The organism is Novosphingobium sp. MMS21-SN21R (assembly GCF_031846015.1).
Taxonomy (GTDB): Bacteria; Pseudomonadota; Alphaproteobacteria; order Sphingomonadales; family Sphingomonadaceae; genus Novosphingobium.
The window spans coordinates 2,027,273-2,045,641 of the sequence record NZ_JAVRDU010000001.1; the positions used below are offsets into that span (position 1 = coordinate 2,027,273).

Consider the following 18,369-nt stretch of genomic DNA (forward strand, 5'->3'; position numbering starts at 1 on the left):
CTCAATCCTTCCACAACTTGGCAGCCATCTTCACCTTAACCGGAGCCGACAGCGCTTCAGCATCCTTGCCGAGTGCGAATGCATATTCCCCAGCAGCCAACGACCACCCGCCATTCTTCCAGTCTGCAAGCACGCGCGGATCGAATTTCACGCTGACGGTCGTCGCTGCGCCTGGCTCCAGGCTGACGCGCTGGAAGCCAACCAGGCGCTGCTTGGCCTCGCCGCCACGGCTGACGAGGTAAACCTGAGCCACTTCATCGCCCGAACGCTTGCCGGTGTTCTTGACCGTAAAGCTGGCGGTCATGCCCTTAACCTTCAACCCCGTGCTTTCAAAGGTGGTGTAGCTGAGGCCATGGCCGAACGGGAACAACGCCTTCTGGCCCTTCCGCGCAAACCAGCGATAGCCGACGTCCGACCCTTCGATGTCGTAGTCGGTGTGGAGCTGATCCTTGCCCGGTTCGGGATCGCCCGAGAAATTGGGTTCGACCCAGTCCGCGCCGTCAAGCTTAGGGCGCGGCAACTGGTCGAGACTGGCCGGGAAAGTCACTGGCAGGCGGCCGCCGGGGTTGGTTTCGCCAAACAGCACCGACGCAATGGCCTGACCGCCACGCGCGCCACCGTACCACGCCTCGATGACTGCAGCGGTCTTGTCGAGCCAGGGCATTGCTACCGGGCCGCCGGTCTCCAGCACGACAATCGTGTTCGGGTTGGCCGCCGCGACCGCCGCGATCAATGCATCCTGGCCGTCGGGGAGCGACAGATCGGGCTGATCAAGCCCCTCGGTGCGCCACTCGGTTGCAAAGATAATCGCAACGTCGGCCTGCTTCGCCTTCTCGACTGCATCAGCAATATAGCGGCCATCGCGGAATGTGACCGTTGCGCCGGGCGCCATCGCCTTGATCGCGGTAAGCGGAGCCGAGCGATGATAGTTCTGCTGCATCAATGCCGAGAACGGACTGTCGCCGCCAAGCGAACGGGTGGCCGCCGGACCTTCCGGACCCTGAACGAGACTGGACCCCGACCCGGCAAGCACACCGCTGTCGGCATAGCCACCGATGACCGCAATCGACTTGGCGGTCTTGGCCAGCGGAAGGACCCCCTTATTGCGCAGGAGAACGATGCCCTGCTTCGCGGTCAACTCGGCGACTTGTGCGTTCTTGGCAAAATCGATCGTGCCGCCCGTCTTGGCCGGGTTCTTGTCCAGACCCGAGGCGTAAATCGCGGTCAGGACGCGCCGGTTCATGTCGTCGAGCTTGGCTGCATAGCCCGGATCGCTTGCTGCCTTGGCCTTCAGCACGTCTCCGAAGAACAGCGCCTTGTCGAGTTGCGCGCCCGACTGCTGGTCGAGCCCGCCGAGTGCTGCCTCGACACCGGGGACCGCGCCCCAGTCTGACATCACGAAGCCCTTGTAGCCCCACGACTGCTTGAGGACCTTGTTGAGCAGCCAGTCGCTGGCACAAGCCTGATCGCCGTGAACGCGATTGTAGGCGCACATGACCGAACCCGGCTGTCCCTGTTCGATACCGATCTGGAATGCCAGCAGGTCGCTTTCTCGAGCGGCACTTTCGGTGATCTTCACATCAACGTACTTGCGGCCGGTTTCCTGGCCGTTGAGCGCGAAGTGCTTGATCGTTGAGATGATGTTGTTCGATTGCACGCCGCGAATCGCTGCGCCGACCAGGATGCCCGAAAGATAAGGATCTTCCGCCAGATATTCGAACGTTCGGCCGTTGCGAGGATCGCGCATGAGGTTGACGCCACCGGCGAGCAGGACGTTGAACCCCTTGGCGCGGGCTTCGGAGCCGATCATTGCGCCACCGTCGTACATTACTTGCGGATTCCACGTCGCCGCTTGGGCAAGACCTGAAGGGAGCGCAGTGGCGCCATCCTTGCGGATACCACCAACCCACGACACGCCCAGGCTGGCATCGGTTTCGGTCAGAACCGGAACGCCGAGCCGAGGAATACCGGGAATATATCCGGCGCCAAACACAGCCCCTTCTGGAATGACGGTGCCAGGGAAGAATGGCAGCGGCATGATCCCGTTGGTGAGAACGACCTTCTCGTCTGCAGTCATCTGCTTGACTGTCGCACCTGCACGCGCGTCGGCCTTTATCATATCAACAGCGGGCGCCTGCTGCGCATTTGCAGCGTGCGAGGCAAATGCAAGCACCGAACAGGCAGCAAAAGCAAGGCGGTTGGCAATGGTCATCGAAGGCTCCCGTCGTTCAAGCAAAGGGAGAGAGGCTCACCGCGACAGTAGGCGAGCCCCAATGGCCATGCCCCGACGCCGGAAACCTGTCACTCTCCCACCCGAGTCCGTTGACTCGCGAGCAATTAGGGTGAACATCCTTGTCAGCGCTGTCAAGGCGGCATGCCACAGGGAGATGCGGGTTTTGCCGCCCGTATTCACAAGGGTTGATGACGAAGCCACAAGATCGGCTAAAAGGCCGCGGATAACAGGATCGGCAAAGGCAGAATGAATCTCGCAATGACAAGTCGCACCAACTCGCATTCCACAATGGAAGACGTGGCCCGTCTGGCTGGTGTTTCGCTGAAAAGTGTGTCCCGGGTCATCAACGGCGAGCCGCACGTCTCGGCAAAACTGCGCGTAAAAGTTGAAGCGGCGATCGCCGAACTCAACTACGTGCCGGACACTGCCGCCCGCTCACTGGCAGGATCACGCGCATTCATCGTCGGCTTGTTGTTCGACAACCCCAGCCCAAATTACACCATGAACATCCAGACCGGAGTCTACGAGGCCTGCCGCGACAGCCAGCATCATCTGCGCATCGACAACATCGATTCCACTGTCCCGCGCGAGGAACTGGAAGCGCAACTATCGGCCATGCTTCGCAACAGCCGTTGCGACGGTTTCGTTCTCACACCGCCGCTGACCGACAACATCGTCCTGCTCGACTACCTCGACCGTTCCGGCATACGTTACGTAAGGATCGCACCAGACATTCAGCCTGAACGTTCGCCCGGCGTCTACATCGACGATGCCGCAGGCGCTGCAGCAATGGCCCGTCACCTTTGGGAACTCGGCCATCGCCATTTCGCCATTGTCGGCGGCCCGGAAAGCCACGGCGCTGCCGGTCGCCGCAGGCAAGGATTTATCGACGAACTGCGGGCTCTTGGATTGACTGGCGCGATCGCGGAAGAGGAAGGCGGGTTCAATTTCGAACTTGGCATCGGTGCGGGCGCAAAGCTACTTGCGCAGACGCCTGTCCCGACAGCGATCTTTGCGGCTAACGACGATTCTGCCGCAGGCGTGATGGTCGCCTGTTCGCAGGCAGGCCTCAACGTTCCGCGCGACGTTTCGGTGTGCGGCTTCGACGATAGCTGGGTGGCGAAGTCCGTCTGGCCCTACCTCACCACGGTATGTCAGCCGATCGAGGAAATGGGCCGCGCCGCGGCGTTGCTTCTGCTACGTCGCGACGAGCCCGAGAACGTTCTGCACAAGCTGGACTTCCACCTCGTCGTCAGGGATTCGACGGCGCCGCCGACCCGCTGACTTCCAGAGTGACCGGGCCGATCAGACCCGACGGACGCAGCGGTGCTGCCGCCGTGTAGGTCGGAATGGCAGTCCAAGTGACCTTGGTGGCACCATTTTGTGCGTCGCCGATCAGGCGGTTGACCCACAAATTGGCGACTTTGACCTCGACCGTGTTCGTCCCCTTCCTCACCGCGCCTGCAATGTTTACGCGGTAGGGCTTGTGCCAGGCATAGCCTGCGTGCTTGCCGTTGACCGAGACTTCGGCAATTTCACCAACGTCGCCCAGATTGATCCACAGTGGCTGCCCTGGCTTGACCAACTTGGGCAGATTGAACGTGCTGGTATAGGTTGCGAGGCCAGAGAAGAATTTCACACCCGCATCAGCCTGCTCGCTCAGCGATGCGAGTTTGGGCATCGTGATTAATGCAGGTGCGCCGCGTCCCGGTTGGAACGCAACCTTCCATGCACCGCCCAAGGTCGACGCAGTCGCAGGTGCGACCTTCTTGATCGCCATGGCATCGGCCTTGGCATCCTTGCGGAAAACGACAAAGACTGAGTCTTCGGCATCGAGCGTCAGGGGAACAATCGTCTGCCCGTTCTCGATCCGGTAGGAGACCGCCTCGACCTCACCGGTATCGGCATGCCACAGTTCTGGCTGCTTGCCGGTTACGCGGAAGCGCGCTTCGAGGGTTTCAGGCGCTGCTTTGCGATTGTTGAGGAACCAGACGTCGCCATCGGCAACCGCGCGGTGAACGAACAGCACCTGACCATCGGCAGACTTCCCGCCAAGCACCAGATCCGGCGCAACGCCCGCACCCGCCAGCGCCTCATCGATTGCAGAGGAAGCAATGACTTGCCCTGCCCCGACCTTGGTCGTACCCGCGCCACTCCACAGCTTCTGGACGAGCGCGCCGAATTCGGCGGCATCATCGTTGAGCGCAGGCGAACCGATCGGAGCCTGTCCGACAACAGTCGCGCCAGCCTCGACTAGTGTGGCCAGGCGCCTCAGCGTCGGCAAAGTCATCTTCTGCGTAGACCCGCCAAGCTGGATTGCCTTGTAACGCGCGCCGCCCTTGCTGACGACTTCGCCGCCCTGCACTTCAACGGCATTGAACAGCGCGTCGCGGTTTATGAAATCATAGGCATGCGCCACCGGTGCATCGGCGATGAACTTGCGCCCATAAAGCGCAGTCAACGGGCCTTCCTCACCATAGAAATAGGCAACATCGGCCACGTTGCGCCCCGCTTGCAGCAGCAGCGACGAGCGGGCCATATAATCGACCCAGGGCCGCGCCAGTTCGGCCCATGCTTCGTGCCGGTTGAAGAACTGCCCGAAGATCATCAGCGAAAGGCCGGGCACCTTGTCATCGACCGGCTGGTGGACCGACGTGTGGACAACCGGGCGGTTTACACCGCTGGCGAATTCCAGATCGATGATCCGGCGCAATTCGTTCGGCGCATAGGCCCAGGGCGCAAGGGCCGAAGTCATCGACTCGGCTGCAACGAGGTTCTGGCCGTAGATGTGCGCAACCGACGCCGCGCCCTTCATGTCGGCGACATAGCTGGGATTGGGCCCAGCCTTGCGCGAATATGTCCACAGCGCGGCCATCGGCACATCCGCATGGCTGCGCATCGCCATGTCGTCGCCGAGCGACGGGCGATTGTCTTCGAGCGCTTCGCCATAGACTTTGAGGTCGTTCTCGTGCGCGACCTTGGCGACAGTGCCGTAGTGTTCCGAAGCCATGAGATCGGCCAAAGTCTGGCGGTAGTCGCGCAGGAACCTGTCAGACTGCTCGCGCGTGCCGATCAGCACGCCTGCCAGTGCAGGCAGATAGGGCGTTGGATCGTACCCGCGCAAAATCCTGAACTGCTCGATCATCTTCGGCGTCCAGTTGGCCGCGCCGACTTCGATCGAGTCGGTGAGGATGGCGCGCACGCCGCGCTTGCCGACCAAATCAGTCCCGGCGGCGTCCTTGTACAAGCCGATGTAATGTTCGAGATAGCGGCGCACCGCATCGCCATCAAACTTGTCGACTTCAAGCCCGGTTGCTTCGGGCGGCGCGGGGTGGTTGGTGGTCCCGAGCAGGCTGGAGCCAAGGCGGATGATCCGCCATTTACCCTTGGGCGGGGTCCAATCGAGCGTGCCGTCTGCCTTCATCCGTCCAGTGAGGTTGATAACCTGCAAAGGCGCAACGCCGACCGTCTCCACATCCGGCGTGCCGAGCGCGTAATAGTCCGGCACGACCGCAAAACCCGCCTTGCTTTCAAACTGATCCACCTGCGTTTCGCCCGACAGACGGAACTGCTTGATGTCGAACGGTGCCTTTGCCGCGGCAGCCATCATTTCCACAAACCCGCCTGCAGGAGCGAGGCCCGGCATGGGATCGCCCATGTTCGAGCCGGCGAACGGCAGGGCTGCCAGAACCAGACGGAAGTGCCTTGCGGTTACAGCCGTAAAGCCCACACTGGACGGCGCGGCAGTAATGGGAAATTCAGCCACTTTACGCCAGCCCTGCCCATCATCGCTGGCTTCAAGGCTCGCAGCAACCGTAGCTCCCGAAAAGATACCCTTCGCGCCCGGAAGCGACATGGTGGCCGAACGGATGGTCTCCGGCTTGGCAAAAGTGGCAACAACCGTCGTTGGTGCATCAGCAGTCCCGCGCGGCAAGGACACGCCCGAACGCAGACTACCATCGGCCAGCGCTGCCCCATCGATGGGCTTGCCCGCTGCAGTGTATGTCGGCACCACGTCAGCCCCACCCATGTCGGGCACCGCCAGAACCGCTATGTCGCTGTAAAGCTCGGGGATCTTGAATCCGGTATCGCCCAGCAGCGAAGCCAGCGGGTCCATGTCGGGCATGTCGAGGTAAGGACCGGTGTTGGCAGGCGGCATCGCCAACTTGCCGGTAAAGGCCTTGCCGCCCTTGATACGGGTCTCGCTCCAGACCACCTTCTTCAGTCCGTCCTCGGCCTTGACCCAAGGGCCGCCGGTTTCGGACCAGCCCGGTGACGCTGCTATGGCAAGTTCAAGACCCAGACGGTCGGCCTCGGTTGCGGCGAAGCGGAAGGCATCCTTCCATTCGGGCGTCATGTAGATCAGCCGCTTGTCCACGATCTGCGGCGTGTCCAGCCCGGCATCAAAATTCTGCAGGCCTCCGATGCCGACGCGCTTCATCCACGCCATGTCCTTGGCGATGCCGTCCTTGGATATGTTGCCATTCATCCAATGCCACCACACGCGCGGGCGCGCCTCCATCGGCGGGTCCTGAAACTGCTGCTCCAGCGTCGGCGCAGTGGTTGCTGTGGGAGCAGGTGATTCCGCAAAGGCCATGGGTGTGAGCAAGGTCGTGCTGGCGAGGAGGGTTGCGACCGTCAGGCCCTTGCGAATGGTCATTCTGCTCTCTCCGGAATTGTTGTTTTGCTTTTATGGCTTTTCAGACGATGCCCGCGCCCAGCCCGACGGCCTTGCGCTCTTGCGCCTTACGGTCGCGGTATTTGCTGAGGCGATAGGCTTCGAGCACGTCAACAGCCCCGCCCGCTTCCACACGAGCCTTGGCGAGGATCGGAGCTACATCGACGTTATAGGCGCGGCGCAAGGCCTGGAATGCCATCATCGTGTCGTTCTCGCCTTGCGCTGCGTGCAGCGCATCCCGGTCCACCAGTTGCGCCTTGGCAAAGCACTGGGTGATAGTCTCAGCCGATGACAGCATCGACTCAATCGGATCGGTCACGTTGTGCGACTGGTCGATCATGTAGCTCGGGTTGAACCCTTCACGCGGGTTCAGCTCCGCCTCGACCAGTTCGTTGAACACCAAGAAAAGCTGGTGCGGATTGATCGAGCCACTGTCGAGATCGTCATCGCCATACTTGCTGTCGTTGAAGTGGAAACCACCCAGCTTGCCGAACCGGTGCAGGCGCGCCACGATCTGCTCGATGTTGACGTTGGGCGCATGGTGGCCAAGATCGACAAGGCACTTGGCTTTGGGGCCAAGCTCCTGCGCGGCTAGGATCGAGCTGCCCCAATCGCTGATCACGGTCGAGTAGAACGCAGGCTCGAACATCTTGTGCTCCAGCAGCATCCGCCAATCATCCGGCAGTGCAGCATAGATCTTGGCCGCCCCCTCAAGATAGCGGTCGAGGCTGCGCCCCAAGTCCTGTTGACCGGGGAAGTTGGTGCCGTCGCCGACCCACACAGTCAGGTCGGTCGAGCCGAGTTGCTGGCCGATTTCGATGCATTCGATGTTGTGATCCACCGCCTGCTGCCGCGTTGCGGAATCCTGCGCAGCAAGCGACCCGTTGGCATACGTGTGCGCCTGCCCGACCTGATCCTGAAACGTGTTCGAATTTACCGCATCCCAGCCGAGGCCAAGCGCCGCTGCTTCCTCGCGCAGGGCCTTGAAGTCGCTGACCCTGTCCCATGGGAAGTGCGGCGACACGCGCGGGGTTACACGCGAAAGCTGCTGGATGACCGCGCAGTCTTCCAGCTTCTCATGGATGTTAGTCGGCTCGCCCGGGATCGGAAACTTGGCAAAGCGCGTGCCGCCGCGCCCGGCACCCCATGAGGGCACCGCGACCGAGAACCCGGTAACTCGGTCCTTGATTGCGTCAATATCAATGCCGGTCCGCGATAGTTTGCGGCCCAGCGCGGCATAGTCCTCTTCAAGCGCCTCAAGATGAACGGCATTACGCTCGGCGATCAGGTCAGCGGAAATGGGAAGGGTCACTTGGCGTCCTTTCGCGTGAGGAAGCCCTGCATCGAGAGCCACGCGGTAAATTCATCGATCACGAGAGTCGTTGTAGTGCCGGGCAGGCCAAGGCCGAAACCGTGGTCGCCGGTCTGGTAGCCGTGGATTTCCACAGGACGCTTTGCCTCGAGATAGGCCTGCGCAATGGGGAATCCCTTGTTCGGAAACAGGCTGTCATTGAGCGCAATGGCGTTGAACATCGGCGGCGCATCGGCTGGAACAGTTTCAGCATCCTGCGGACCATAGATGTAGCCGAGGAAGGCAGGGCGCGAAGGCGTATCAGCATCAAGCCCGACCCGGCGTGTGGTCATCGCGCCTGCGGAAAAGCCCATCATGCCAACGCGGGCAGGATCGATGCCATATTTCGCGGCGTTGGCGCGAACCCATGCGACGGCAGCCTTGCCGTCAGCGGGCGCCATCGATTTGCCCAACAGTTCGCCGGTCATCGGGTGACCGACTTCCTTGCCCAGCGCTTCAAACATGAACTTGGCCGCTGCAGCTTCGTCCTTGGGCGTCGGGTTCAGCCGGTACTTCAGAACGAATGCAGCGATGCCGCGATCTGCGAGCGCGCGGGCTACCTTCCACCCTTCATGTTCCATCGCCAGCAGCATGAATGCGCCGCCCGGAGCCACAATCACAGCAGCCCCAGTGGCCTTTGCGGGATCGGGCAGGACGGGCGTGATTGTCGGCCGTGTGATGTTGCGCACGGCATAATCGCGTCCGCCGAACTTCACCCAGTTTTCCGACGCCGCGGTGCCCGGCGTCTGCGAGCCGTACAGAGGAATCGCATCCGGTTCAGCGGGTGCAAGCGCAGGCTCCGAAGGCGGCGGACCGCCCTGTGCAAGGGCCGGCGCTGAAACCACGATAGCGAACAGTGCCGCCAGAAATGCAGTCTTTTTCATCGTTATCCTCTCCCTTTCGCCGCTTAGCGGGTAAAGGCTTGCGCATTCCCCGCATCAACATTGATCATGTTGCCGGTCGACTTTGCCGACATGTCGCTCGCGAGGAAATAGACGGCTTCAGCAATATCTTCGGGAAGCACGTCGCGGCCAAGCATGGAACGCTTGCGGTAGTGCTCTTCAAGCTCCTCCCCGCTGTCGATGCCGTGAGCGCCTGCGCGCTCCTTGCGCCAGTCACCGTCCCAGATCCGGCTGCCCTTGATAACCGCATCGGGATTGACGACGTTGACGCGGATGCCATGCGGCGCACCTTCGAGCGCAAGGCAGCGCGCAAGGTGGTTCGCCGCAGCCTTGGCCGAGGCATAGGCGCTGGCATTGGTTGCAGCCGCCACACCGTTCTTCGATCCGATGAACACGACCGACGAACCGCCCTGCGCCTTCATCCGCTTGAGCAGTGGCCAGGCAGAACGCGAAGTCAGGAAATAACCCTGCGCCAACACATCGTAGTTGCGATTCCACAGCTCGACCGTCGTTTCCTCGATCGGTGCGGAACTTGCGATACCGGCATTAGCGACGAGGATGTCGAGCCCGCCGAACTCACGCGCGGCCACATCGAATGCGGCCCGCACTTGGGCTTCGTCGGTCACGTCGCACACGGCGGCGCGAACCACATCCTTGCCGAACTGTCTGGCAAAACCTGCGCGAACATCCTCGACGGAATCAGCGTCTCGATCCGCCAGAACCACGCAGGCGCCATCCTTGAGCAGGCGCGCCGCCGATGCTGCGCCAATACCTCCTGCCCCGCCGGTAACCAGCGCGATTTTGCCGACCAGCGGTTTGGGCGCAGGCATACGCTGCAACTTGGCTTCCTCGAGCAGCCAGTACTCGATGTCGAAGGCTTCCTGCTCGTCGAGCGCGATGTAATCGCCAATTGCCTCGGCGCCGCGCATCACGTTGATGGCATTGCCGTAGAACTCACCGGCAAGCCGCGCGGTGGTCTTGTCCGTGGCAAAAGTGATGCGCCCCACGCCGGGCACCAAAACGACGACCGGATTTGAATCGCGCACTGCAGGCGAATTGCCACGCTTGCAGCGCTCGTAATAGGCCAGATACATCTGGCGGTAGGCCGAGATCTGCGCTTCGAGATAGGCATCATCCTGCAAGCGTGCAGGGTCGAGCGGCAATGGCGCGATCTTGGTGCGCAGGAAGTGGTCCGGGCACGACGTGCCAAGCGCAGCGAGCCGCTCGAAATCGGCAGAACCGGTAAATTCCAGAGCCTCGGCATCGTCAGAAAAGTGGCCAAGCTTCAGGCGCGCACCCGTCATGAAACCACGCAGACGGGGCATGAGATCTGCCGCAATCGCAGTTCGGTCCGGATTCGGCGCAACCTTCTGGCCACCGAACGCAGGCTTGCCTTCAAGCTTTCCATTCAGATAATTTGCCGCGTCCGCGATCAGTTGGACGGTGTGCTCGTAACAAGCCTTGGCGCTATCGGCCCAGCAAATGATGCCATGACCGGCCAGCATCACACCTTCGACCTGCGGGTTGGCTCGCACGTAATCGCGCAGCATCACCCCAAGGCTGTAGCCAGGGCGTTTCCAAGGCAACCACCCGATGTTCCCGCCCCAGATTTCCTGTGTGGCTGCTTCACCGCCCGAGGATGCCGCCAGAGCGATGATCGCATCTGGATGGACATGATCCACATGCGCAAAGGGCAGAAGCGAATGCAGCGGCGTGTCGATCGATGCCGCGCGGCCATTCAGGTTGAAGGTGCAATGCGGCAAGAAGCCGACCATCTTGTCGTCATCGTCCGGCCCTGCGTAATGGGCTTCAAGGCCGAGCAGCTTCGCTTGATAAAGCGTTGAAAAGCCGTCCAGCTTCATCGAGCCGATATCACCGCCCGATCCCTTGACCCACAACACCTCAACCTTTTCGCCTGTCAGCGGATCTATCGCTTCCAACTTGGCCGACGTATTGCCGCCGCCGAAGTTGGTCACGGTGAGATCAGACCCCAGCAGGTTCGACCGGTACAAGAGCAGCTCTGCAGCGCTGAGCGTGGCAGCAACCGAATCGTCCCAACGGCTGCTGGGCACGGCGAATGGGAGTGCGGCGGAAGTGATGGTCGTCTGCGCGTTCATGGCATCCCTGCAAGGCAAAGCTCCGGTTTTTCACCGGTTGAGAGACTTGCTACCATTTCGCCCACAAACGATCAAGAATGATCGTTATTGATCGTTTGATTTTTCGTGCTTGCACCAAAATGGCCCGCACCGAGACGGTGCGAGGCCAATTTCACCTGCGCAAACTGCAACTGTCAGCGTGCAGATTGCTGCAGAAAAGCAATGAGATCAGCCCGGTCCTGCGCATTTGCCATCGCCGGAAATGCCATGCGATTGCCCGGAATGTATTTGGCAGGCCCGGCAAGGTAGGCATCGAGCGTGGCAGCATCCCACGAAACTGCACGATCCTTCATCGCCTGCGAATAGTTGAAATTGGGCATCGTGCCCGACGTGCGCCCCACCACACCTTTGAGCGAGGGACCCAGACGGGTCGCACCCGTGTTGAGATCATGGCAAGCGGCACAGCGCGCATAGACCGTCTTGCCGCGTACCGGATCACCGGCTGTCTGTGCCATTGCCGTCCCGATCCCGGCCAATGCAAGCGTGGCAGCAGAGACGATAGCTAGGCGGCGCATCAGGCGGTTTCCTTCAAACATGGTGTCGCAATAGAACAGCCTCGCTGTCGCAGCCCTGAACGGCTCAATCCTTGGCTGGTGCCAAAAGATACAGCTTCATCAGGATACGGAAAAGTTCGGACTTTTCCCGCCCACTCAGGCATGCGGTAAGTTGGTCTTCGTGCGAAATGATAGCCTCGCGCGATATGGCCAGAACATCGCGTCCTTCGTCAGTCAGCCACAATCCACCTGCTCGGCGGTCAAGCTTCGACGGTTCATTCAGCAGGAATCCGTTCTTGATCAGTTGCCGCACGAACTGGTGCACGGTTGGCCGTTCGATCTGGAAAAACCGCGAAAGGTCAGTCTGCTTAACGCCCGGATTGGCGTTCACCAACCAGAGGATCGCGACTTGCTTCGGCGTAACGCGCAACGGATCGAGCTGCTTTTCCAGCCGCGACACGAACAGCGTGTTCACGGTCCCGATATGGAGACCGAGAACGGAATCGATACCGTCAAGATCAAGATCTGGGACAACCGATTGGCGGTTGATCACTGCGGTGGCCACAGATGGTCCTTCCAACGAAATCAAATGACTGCCGTCAATCGTGGTTCAATTGCGGCAAGATCTTACGAACAAACCCCACTTCATTAGGCAACCACACTTTAATCTGCAAAGCGTTTGTGCGCTGCAGCGCGCCAGAAATGGCCGGTTTCACCGGGTGCGCCGCCGCAGCTTGTCTGAACATGAAATTGCGGACACAAACCGGTGAAACCACCGGGAGATGCATTTTGCCTGCCAAAAGTCTGATCATGGCTGCCGCGATGCTGGCGAGTTCGGCCATACCTGCTGTTGCTGCGGATGGCCCGGCCTCACCTGCACCGACGCTTACCTACGCATTTTCCGTCCGCGCCACGCTCGATCCAGTTGTCGAACAGGGCGAAGTTGATGGCGGACGGCGGCGGTTCATACCCATCACAGGCGGCACAGTCAGCGGGCCATCGCTGACAGGTTCAGTCTTGCCCGGGGGCGGAGACTGGCAAGTGATCATGCCCGGCGGCCTCACCAGCATCGAAGCGCGCTACTTCCTCAAGGCGACAGACGGCACTGTGATCGAGGTGACCAACCCCGGCGTGCGCACCGCTGCGCCTGACGTGATCGAGAAACTGGCCAGGGGCGAAGTTGTCGATCCATCGTCTTACTATTTCCGTACCACGCCGCGTTTCATGGTCAAGGACGGCCCGCACGCCTGGATGCGCCGCAAGGTCTTTGTGGCGCGCGGCATCCGGAAGCCTGACAGCGTGGTGATCGATTTCTATACCGTCGAGTAATCAAGCCTCGACCGGCGCTGTGGTAAGCCCCAGCGCCGGAATGCCGACCGAGCGCCTGCCGCCGTAATCGGTGCGTACGACAATCAGATTGCTCTTCTCGAGGTGCTCCAGCAAGCGGCGGATACGGCCAGATGACTGCGTGCCGTAGATTGTGGCCAGCGTTTCGTCATCGGGACAAGGCGCACCTTCTACTGCCGCCCGTGCCAGAACAAGAAACGGCGCAAGCAGATCGTCTGGAACATCACGCCCGATGCGCAGCAGATCCTGCCACTGCGCTTCCGCGTCATCAGCAATGCCTGCCACGGCCATGGCAAACCGGCGGCGGAAAGCATTTAGATCCATTCCCGGCAAAATGCGGAGCATCCGGCACCGAACAGTGAAATCCTGATAAAGATGCGCAGCGGGTTGGAAGGTGCAATCGGGTTCCAGTGCCATTTCGGCGAGCACCGCAGCGATGCTGGCAGCGGTTTCCTCCGCCGCGAACAGGCTGGGCTCGACCGGCGGATCGACCTTCTCTCCCGCAGGAACGAACTCGGCAATCTGGCCCAGCAGTTCCTCGCTTTCCAGCGGCACCACTTCGGGCTCCGGCGGACGCGGGACAGGCTCCATCGCCAGCGGTTCCGAGAGCAGCAGCGATTCCATCGCCGCGCCCCCAGCATTGGGAAGTGGCATCAGTCCCTGCACAACGTTACGGGCGCTGGTCTGAACGTTGGCGATCCGCACTCCCACTGGGCGGCGCGCGATGGCAGGCCCAAGCCCGAGGAAGTGCCCCCGTTCCAGATCACGGATTTGCTCCGCCTGCTTGCGCTCCATGCCGAGCAAATCGGCGGCGCGCGCCATGTCGATATCTAGGAAGGTGCGGCCCATCAGGAAGTTGGACGCCTCGGCGGCGACGTTCTTTGCCAGCTTGGCAAGGCGCTGCGTGGCAATCACGCCCGCCAGCCCGCGCTTGCGGCCACGGCACATCAGGTTGGTCATCGCTGAAAGGCTTAGCCGGCGAACTTCGTCCGACACATCGCCAGCGGCAGCGGGCGCAAACATCTGCGCCTCGTCGACCACGACCAGCGCGGGATACCATTCATCTCGCGGCGCATCGAACAGCGTATTGAGGAACACGGCGGCGCATCGCATCTGCGCTTCGAGTTCCAACCCGTCGAGCGTCAGGATCACCGAGGCCCGGTGCTTGCGGATGCGCGCGGCGAGTTTGGCGATCTCCGGACCATCATAGGCTGAACCGTCCACCACGACATGCCCGAACACATCGGCTAGCGTGACGAAATCGCCTTCGGGATCGATCACAACCTGCTGGACGATGCTCGCGCTTTCCTCCAGCAGGCGGCGCAAGAGATGCGACTTGCCAGACCCGCTGTTGCCCTGAACGAGCAAGCGGGTAGCAAGGAGTTCCTCGACGTCGATCCTGACAGGGGCGCCGGACCGGTCGGCGCCGATGACAATGGTTGCGCTCACGCTGGCGTCTCTGGCCGAGGCGGAGGGAGTCGGCAAGACCGGGGCTTCATGTTTCCCCGGCCTTGTCTTGTTCAGGGCAGGATGATGCCATCACCGCGCTTGTAGAGCGGGGCGACGCTGTCGTCCGGGCGTCCGGGGTGCTGGTCCTCGACCGCCTTGGCCGAGGACGGCAGTTCGAACGGCAGCCGCCCCCGGGACTTGGCCTTGCCGGTGACGAGATCAAGCAGGACCGTGTCACTGGCACCGAACAGGCCGTAGAGCGCGCTAGCCTTGTCCTTGATCAGGGTCAGGACGGCTGGGCGTTCAAGGTCGACTGCAACGATCGTCGGAACCTTGGCTGCGGCCATCGTGACAGTCTTGGTCGCCTCATCATCGGCGCGGAAATCAAGGCGACCTTCGTGCTGGCGCGATCCGAAGAAGTGGTTCGGGTGGAGCATCTCATGCGGCGTCGCAACACGGACCAGCGCAACGTCGGCCTGATCGAGGCTGTCCACGATGATCAATCCCGCGGCCTTTGCGGCTTGTGCCGAAACCCCTGACAGCCAGACCTTTTGGCCTGGCCCCAGAGGGAGGAGGTCACCCTTGTTTTCCAGCAGTACCTGCGCCGCGCGCTGCGCAGCGTCCGCCTCGGCCTGGGTCGTCTGGCTGCCGACACTCCGGTCCGCAGCATTGGCGTCGACATAGGGATTGTCGAACAGGCCAAGATCGAACTTCAGACGCAGGACGCGGCGGGCCGCTTCGTCCACCCGCGCGCGCGACACCTTCCCGGCCTTGACTGCCGCCAGCAGCGGTGCGGGATTGTCCACCCCGCCAAACTGGTCGATCCCGGCATTCGCACCCATCGCATAGCGATCTTCCTCAGCCAGATTCTCAATGCCCCACGGCATGGCAATGGCAAAACCCTGCGGTTTTCCGGGCGTTGGGTTCATGCACTGTTCGGGGCAGGTGTTGGTGATCGCCCAGTCGGAAATGACGATGCCGCCAAACTTCTTCGTGCCGCGCAGCAGCCCTTCGATCATCGGCTTGCTGAAACCGGCGCCGACCTGTGGCACGGGCTTGCCGTCAATGCTGACGCCCTCGGCAATGACATATGTCGGCATCACACCCGCCGACTTGGCTGCCAGCGCGCCGTCAAATGCAGCGACGTGCTCGGCGAAGCTCTCGTTATCGAGCTTTGCCGTGCGGCCGTAATAGTTGTGGCCGTCAAAGCCCTGCGGCTCCGCGCCGTAGCCGACCCAGTGCTTGACCACGGTGGCGACGCCCGATTTCACAAGGCCGTTGGCACTCCCCTGAAACCCGCGAACATAAGCCCCGGCAAGGCGCGAAACCGTGGCAGGGTCCGCGCCGAACGTTGCGACGCCACGCGGCCAGCGCGGTTCGGTGTAGAGGTCTGCCTGTGGACTAAGTGCCATCTGGATGCCCACGGCGCGATATTCTGCAGCCACCAAATGACCGAATCGCTCGACCAATTTCTCATCGCCAATCGCTGCCATGCCGAGAGTTTCGGGCCACTGCGAGAAGCCACCCGTCTCGGAACTGGCCCCTGCCGTGACCGCGAAATGGTTGCGCGGATCGGTGCTGATCGTGGCGGGAATGCCAAGCCGCGTTGCCTCAGCCATTTGCTGGATCGCGTTGTTTTCCTGCGCGAAAGTGCGTGGATCGGGACCAAGGCGCGTGATGAAGCTGTTGACCCCGCGCCCGAGCAGTTCCCGCACGGACGGTTTGTCATAGGCCTTGCCCGCGCCGATCCCGCGCCCGCCTTCGGCCTGCAATGTGCCGTGGAGCATCAGCGCGACTTTTTCCTCAAGCGTCATGCGCTTCAGCAAATCCGCAACCCGCTTGTCAGTCGGCTGCGCGGCATTCTCGTAGAGATCGCGCTTGCCGTTGTGATTGAGATCGCGGAACCGGGGCTTTTCGGCAGCACTCGCAGCCCAAGTAGTAAAAGCTACGCTGGCGATGAGGGCTGCGCGCATCAGGTTGCAAGCGGAAAGGCGCTTTGACATCGATTCTCTCCCGGCACGCGCTTTGACAGCGCTAGACAAAAAGCAAGTTACCGACACCGCTCACAAAATGCAAACGGCGACGTGGCTGATCCATGCCACGCCGCCGTCCTGCGACCCGAAGAGCTGTTGGATCAGCCCTGCCGGATAAGGTGGTCGAATGCCGAAAGTGCGGCCTTGGAGCCTTCACCCATCGCAATGATGATCTGCTTGTAGGGGACCGTGGTCACATCACCTGCGCCGAACACACCGGGGACACTGGTGGCACCACGCGCATCGACTTCGATCTCACCGCGTGGCGAAAGGTCGATCGCGCCCTTGAGCCATTCGGTGTTCGGCACAAGACCGATCTGCACGAAAATACCCTCCAATTCGACGGTGTGCAGCACCTCGCTCTCGCGGTCCTTGTAAACCAGCGCGGTCACTTTCGCGCCGTCTCCAAGCACTTCTGTCGTCAACGCGGAAGTGACGATGGTGACGTTAGGCAGTGAGCGCAGCTTGGCCTGCAGCACCGCATCAGCGCGAAGCTGGCTGTCAAACTCGATCAGAGTCACATGCGCCACGATACCGGCAAGATCGATTGCGGCCTCGACGCCCGAATTGCCGCCGCCGATCACCGCCGTGCGCTTGCCCTTGAACAGAGGGCCATCGCAGTGCGGGCAATAGGCAACACCCTTGTTGCGATACTCCTCCTCGCCGGGAACACCCATCTGCCGCCAGCGCGCACCGGTCGAAAGGATAAGCGTCTTCGCCTTGAGGCTCGCACCATTCGCAAGCTTGATCTCGTGCAAGCCATCGTCGCCTGCCGGAACCAATGTGGCCGCCGTCTGCAGGTTCATCACGTCGACTTCGTATTCCTTGACGTGGTTCTCGAGCTGCGCGGCCAGCTTTGGTCCCTCTGTGTGCTGAACTGAAATGAAGTTCTCGATGCCCATCGTGTCGAGGACCTGCCCGCCAAACCGTTCTGCCACAACGCCAGTGCGGATGCCCTTGCGTGCTGCATATATGGCAGCTGCAGCACCAGCTGGACCGCCGCCGACGACGAGAACGTCGAACGGCTCCTTCGCAGCGATCTTTTCCGCAGCACGAGCCGAAGCATTCGTGTCGAGCTTGGCAACGATCTGGGCGAGATCCATCCGGCCAGAACCGAACGGTTGACCATTGAGAAACACCGTTGGCACGGCCATGATCTGACGGCGTTCGACCTCGTCCTTGAACAGCGCGCCGTCGATGGCGACATGGCTGACGTTGGGATTGAGAGCAGCCATGATGTTCAGCGCCTGCACAACGTCGGGGCAGTTCTGACAGGTCAGCGAGAAGAATGTCTCGAAGTGCAGCGGGCCATCAAGGCCGCGCACCTGATCGAGCAGGTCGGCGTCTTCCTTGGGCGGATGGCCGCCGACATGCAGCAGCGCGAGCACGAGGGAAGTGAACTCGTGGCCCATCGGCAGGCCTGCGAAGACGGCCTCTGCCCGGCCTTCGTCGCCGCGAATGGCAAAGCTGGGAGCGCGCTCGTCAGTGCCATCGAACCGCGCTGAAATCTTGTCGGACTGCGCGGCGATTTCTTCGATCAACGAGCGCATTTCGGCAGACTTCGCGCTGCCGTCCAACGTTGCGACCAGTTCGACCGGCCGGCGCAGATTGGCGAGGTAGGCCTTGAGCTGGGCGGTGGCGGTGGCGTCGAGAACGGGCATCGTGTAATCCTTTTGGGCAGAGCGCGGCCGCGCGTCACCGTCTGGTCGGCGCGCGGGATCGCAAA

The 18,369-nt window shown here is 61.6% G+C and carries 13 protein-coding genes; 2 read left to right on the forward strand and 11 right to left on the reverse strand.

Annotated features, from left to right (window positions below; translation table 11 throughout):
* Position 1: 1 nt before the first annotated feature.
* Positions 2-2,212, reverse strand: coding sequence for a beta-glucosidase (locus RM192_RS09815; RefSeq protein WP_311507354.1), 2,211 nt, complete (start codon positions 2,210-2,212; stop codon positions 2-4).
* Between the two features lie 309 nt (positions 2,213-2,521).
* On the opposite strand from RM192_RS09815, the gene RM192_RS09820 reads away from it, so the two are divergent.
* Complete coding sequence (locus tag RM192_RS09820; protein ID WP_311507355.1) at positions 2,522-3,517, forward strand: LacI family DNA-binding transcriptional regulator; 996 nt, start codon at positions 2,522-2,524, stop codon at positions 3,515-3,517.
* Here RM192_RS09820 and RM192_RS09825 read toward each other — a convergent pair.
* The 7 genes from RM192_RS09825 to RM192_RS09855 all read right to left on the reverse strand — a co-directional run bounded on the left by RM192_RS09825 (position 3,486) and on the right by RM192_RS09855 (position 12,626).
* Positions 3,486-6,893, reverse strand: a complete 3,408-nt coding sequence (locus RM192_RS09825) for a glycosyl hydrolase (RefSeq protein ID WP_311507356.1) — start codon at positions 6,891-6,893, stop codon at positions 3,486-3,488. The two genes, RM192_RS09820 and RM192_RS09825, sit on opposite strands and share 32 nt — an antisense overlap.
* A 40-nt stretch (positions 6,894-6,933) precedes the next feature.
* On the reverse strand, positions 6,934-8,223 hold the full coding sequence (locus tag RM192_RS09830; RefSeq protein ID WP_311507357.1) for a TIM barrel protein: 1,290 nt from the start codon (positions 8,221-8,223) through the stop codon (positions 6,934-6,936).
* Positions 8,220-9,146 carry an alpha/beta hydrolase gene (locus RM192_RS09835; RefSeq protein ID WP_311507358.1) on the reverse strand — a complete coding sequence of 309 codons (927 nt, stop codon included), beginning with the start codon at positions 9,144-9,146 and terminating at the stop codon, positions 8,220-8,222. The genes RM192_RS09830 and RM192_RS09835 overlap by 4 nt, the downstream gene beginning before the upstream one ends.
* A gap of 23 nt (positions 9,147-9,169) precedes the next feature.
* The gene (locus RM192_RS09840) at positions 9,170-11,281 is read right to left on the reverse strand and encodes a bifunctional rhamnulose-1-phosphate aldolase/short-chain dehydrogenase (protein WP_311507359.1); all 2,112 of its coding nucleotides are present in this window, start codon (positions 11,279-11,281) and stop codon (positions 9,170-9,172) included.
* Positions 11,282-11,454: 173 nt separating this feature from the next.
* Positions 11,455-11,835 (reverse strand): cytochrome c family protein, encoded by a 381-nt coding sequence (locus tag RM192_RS09845; RefSeq protein ID WP_311507360.1) that lies wholly within the window; start codon positions 11,833-11,835, stop codon positions 11,455-11,457.
* A 64-nt stretch (positions 11,836-11,899) separates the two neighbouring features.
* Entirely contained in the window at positions 11,900-12,379 is a 480-nt protein-coding gene (locus RM192_RS09850) for a MarR family transcriptional regulator (protein WP_311507361.1), read from the reverse strand.
* A 34-nt stretch (positions 12,380-12,413) separates the two neighbouring features.
* Complete coding sequence (locus tag RM192_RS09855) at positions 12,414-12,626, reverse strand: hypothetical protein (RefSeq protein WP_311507362.1); 213 nt, start codon at positions 12,624-12,626, stop codon at positions 12,414-12,416.
* On the opposite strand from RM192_RS09855, the gene RM192_RS09860 reads away from it, so the two are divergent.
* A complete protein-coding gene (locus RM192_RS09860; protein ID WP_311507363.1) occupies positions 12,625-13,143 on the forward strand; it encodes a DUF3237 domain-containing protein in 519 nt (172 codons plus the stop codon). The genes RM192_RS09855 and RM192_RS09860 overlap by 2 nt on opposite strands.
* Here the strand turns inward: RM192_RS09860 and RM192_RS09865 are convergent, their stop codons facing one another.
* The 3 genes from RM192_RS09865 to ahpF all read right to left on the reverse strand — a co-directional run bounded on the left by RM192_RS09865 (position 13,144) and on the right by ahpF (position 18,304).
* The gene (locus tag RM192_RS09865; protein WP_311507364.1) at positions 13,144-14,610 is read right to left on the reverse strand and encodes an ATP-binding protein; all 1,467 of its coding nucleotides are present in this window, start codon (positions 14,608-14,610) and stop codon (positions 13,144-13,146) included.
* 71 nt (positions 14,611-14,681) lie between these two features.
* Positions 14,682-16,583, reverse strand: coding sequence for a glycoside hydrolase family 3 N-terminal domain-containing protein (locus RM192_RS09870; protein ID WP_311507365.1), 1,902 nt, complete (start codon positions 16,581-16,583; stop codon positions 14,682-14,684).
* A gap of 161 nt (positions 16,584-16,744) precedes the next feature.
* The gene (gene ahpF / locus RM192_RS09875) at positions 16,745-18,304 is read right to left on the reverse strand and encodes an alkyl hydroperoxide reductase subunit F (protein ID WP_311507366.1); all 1,560 of its coding nucleotides are present in this window, start codon (positions 18,302-18,304) and stop codon (positions 16,745-16,747) included.
* Positions 18,305-18,369: the final 65 nt, after the last annotated feature.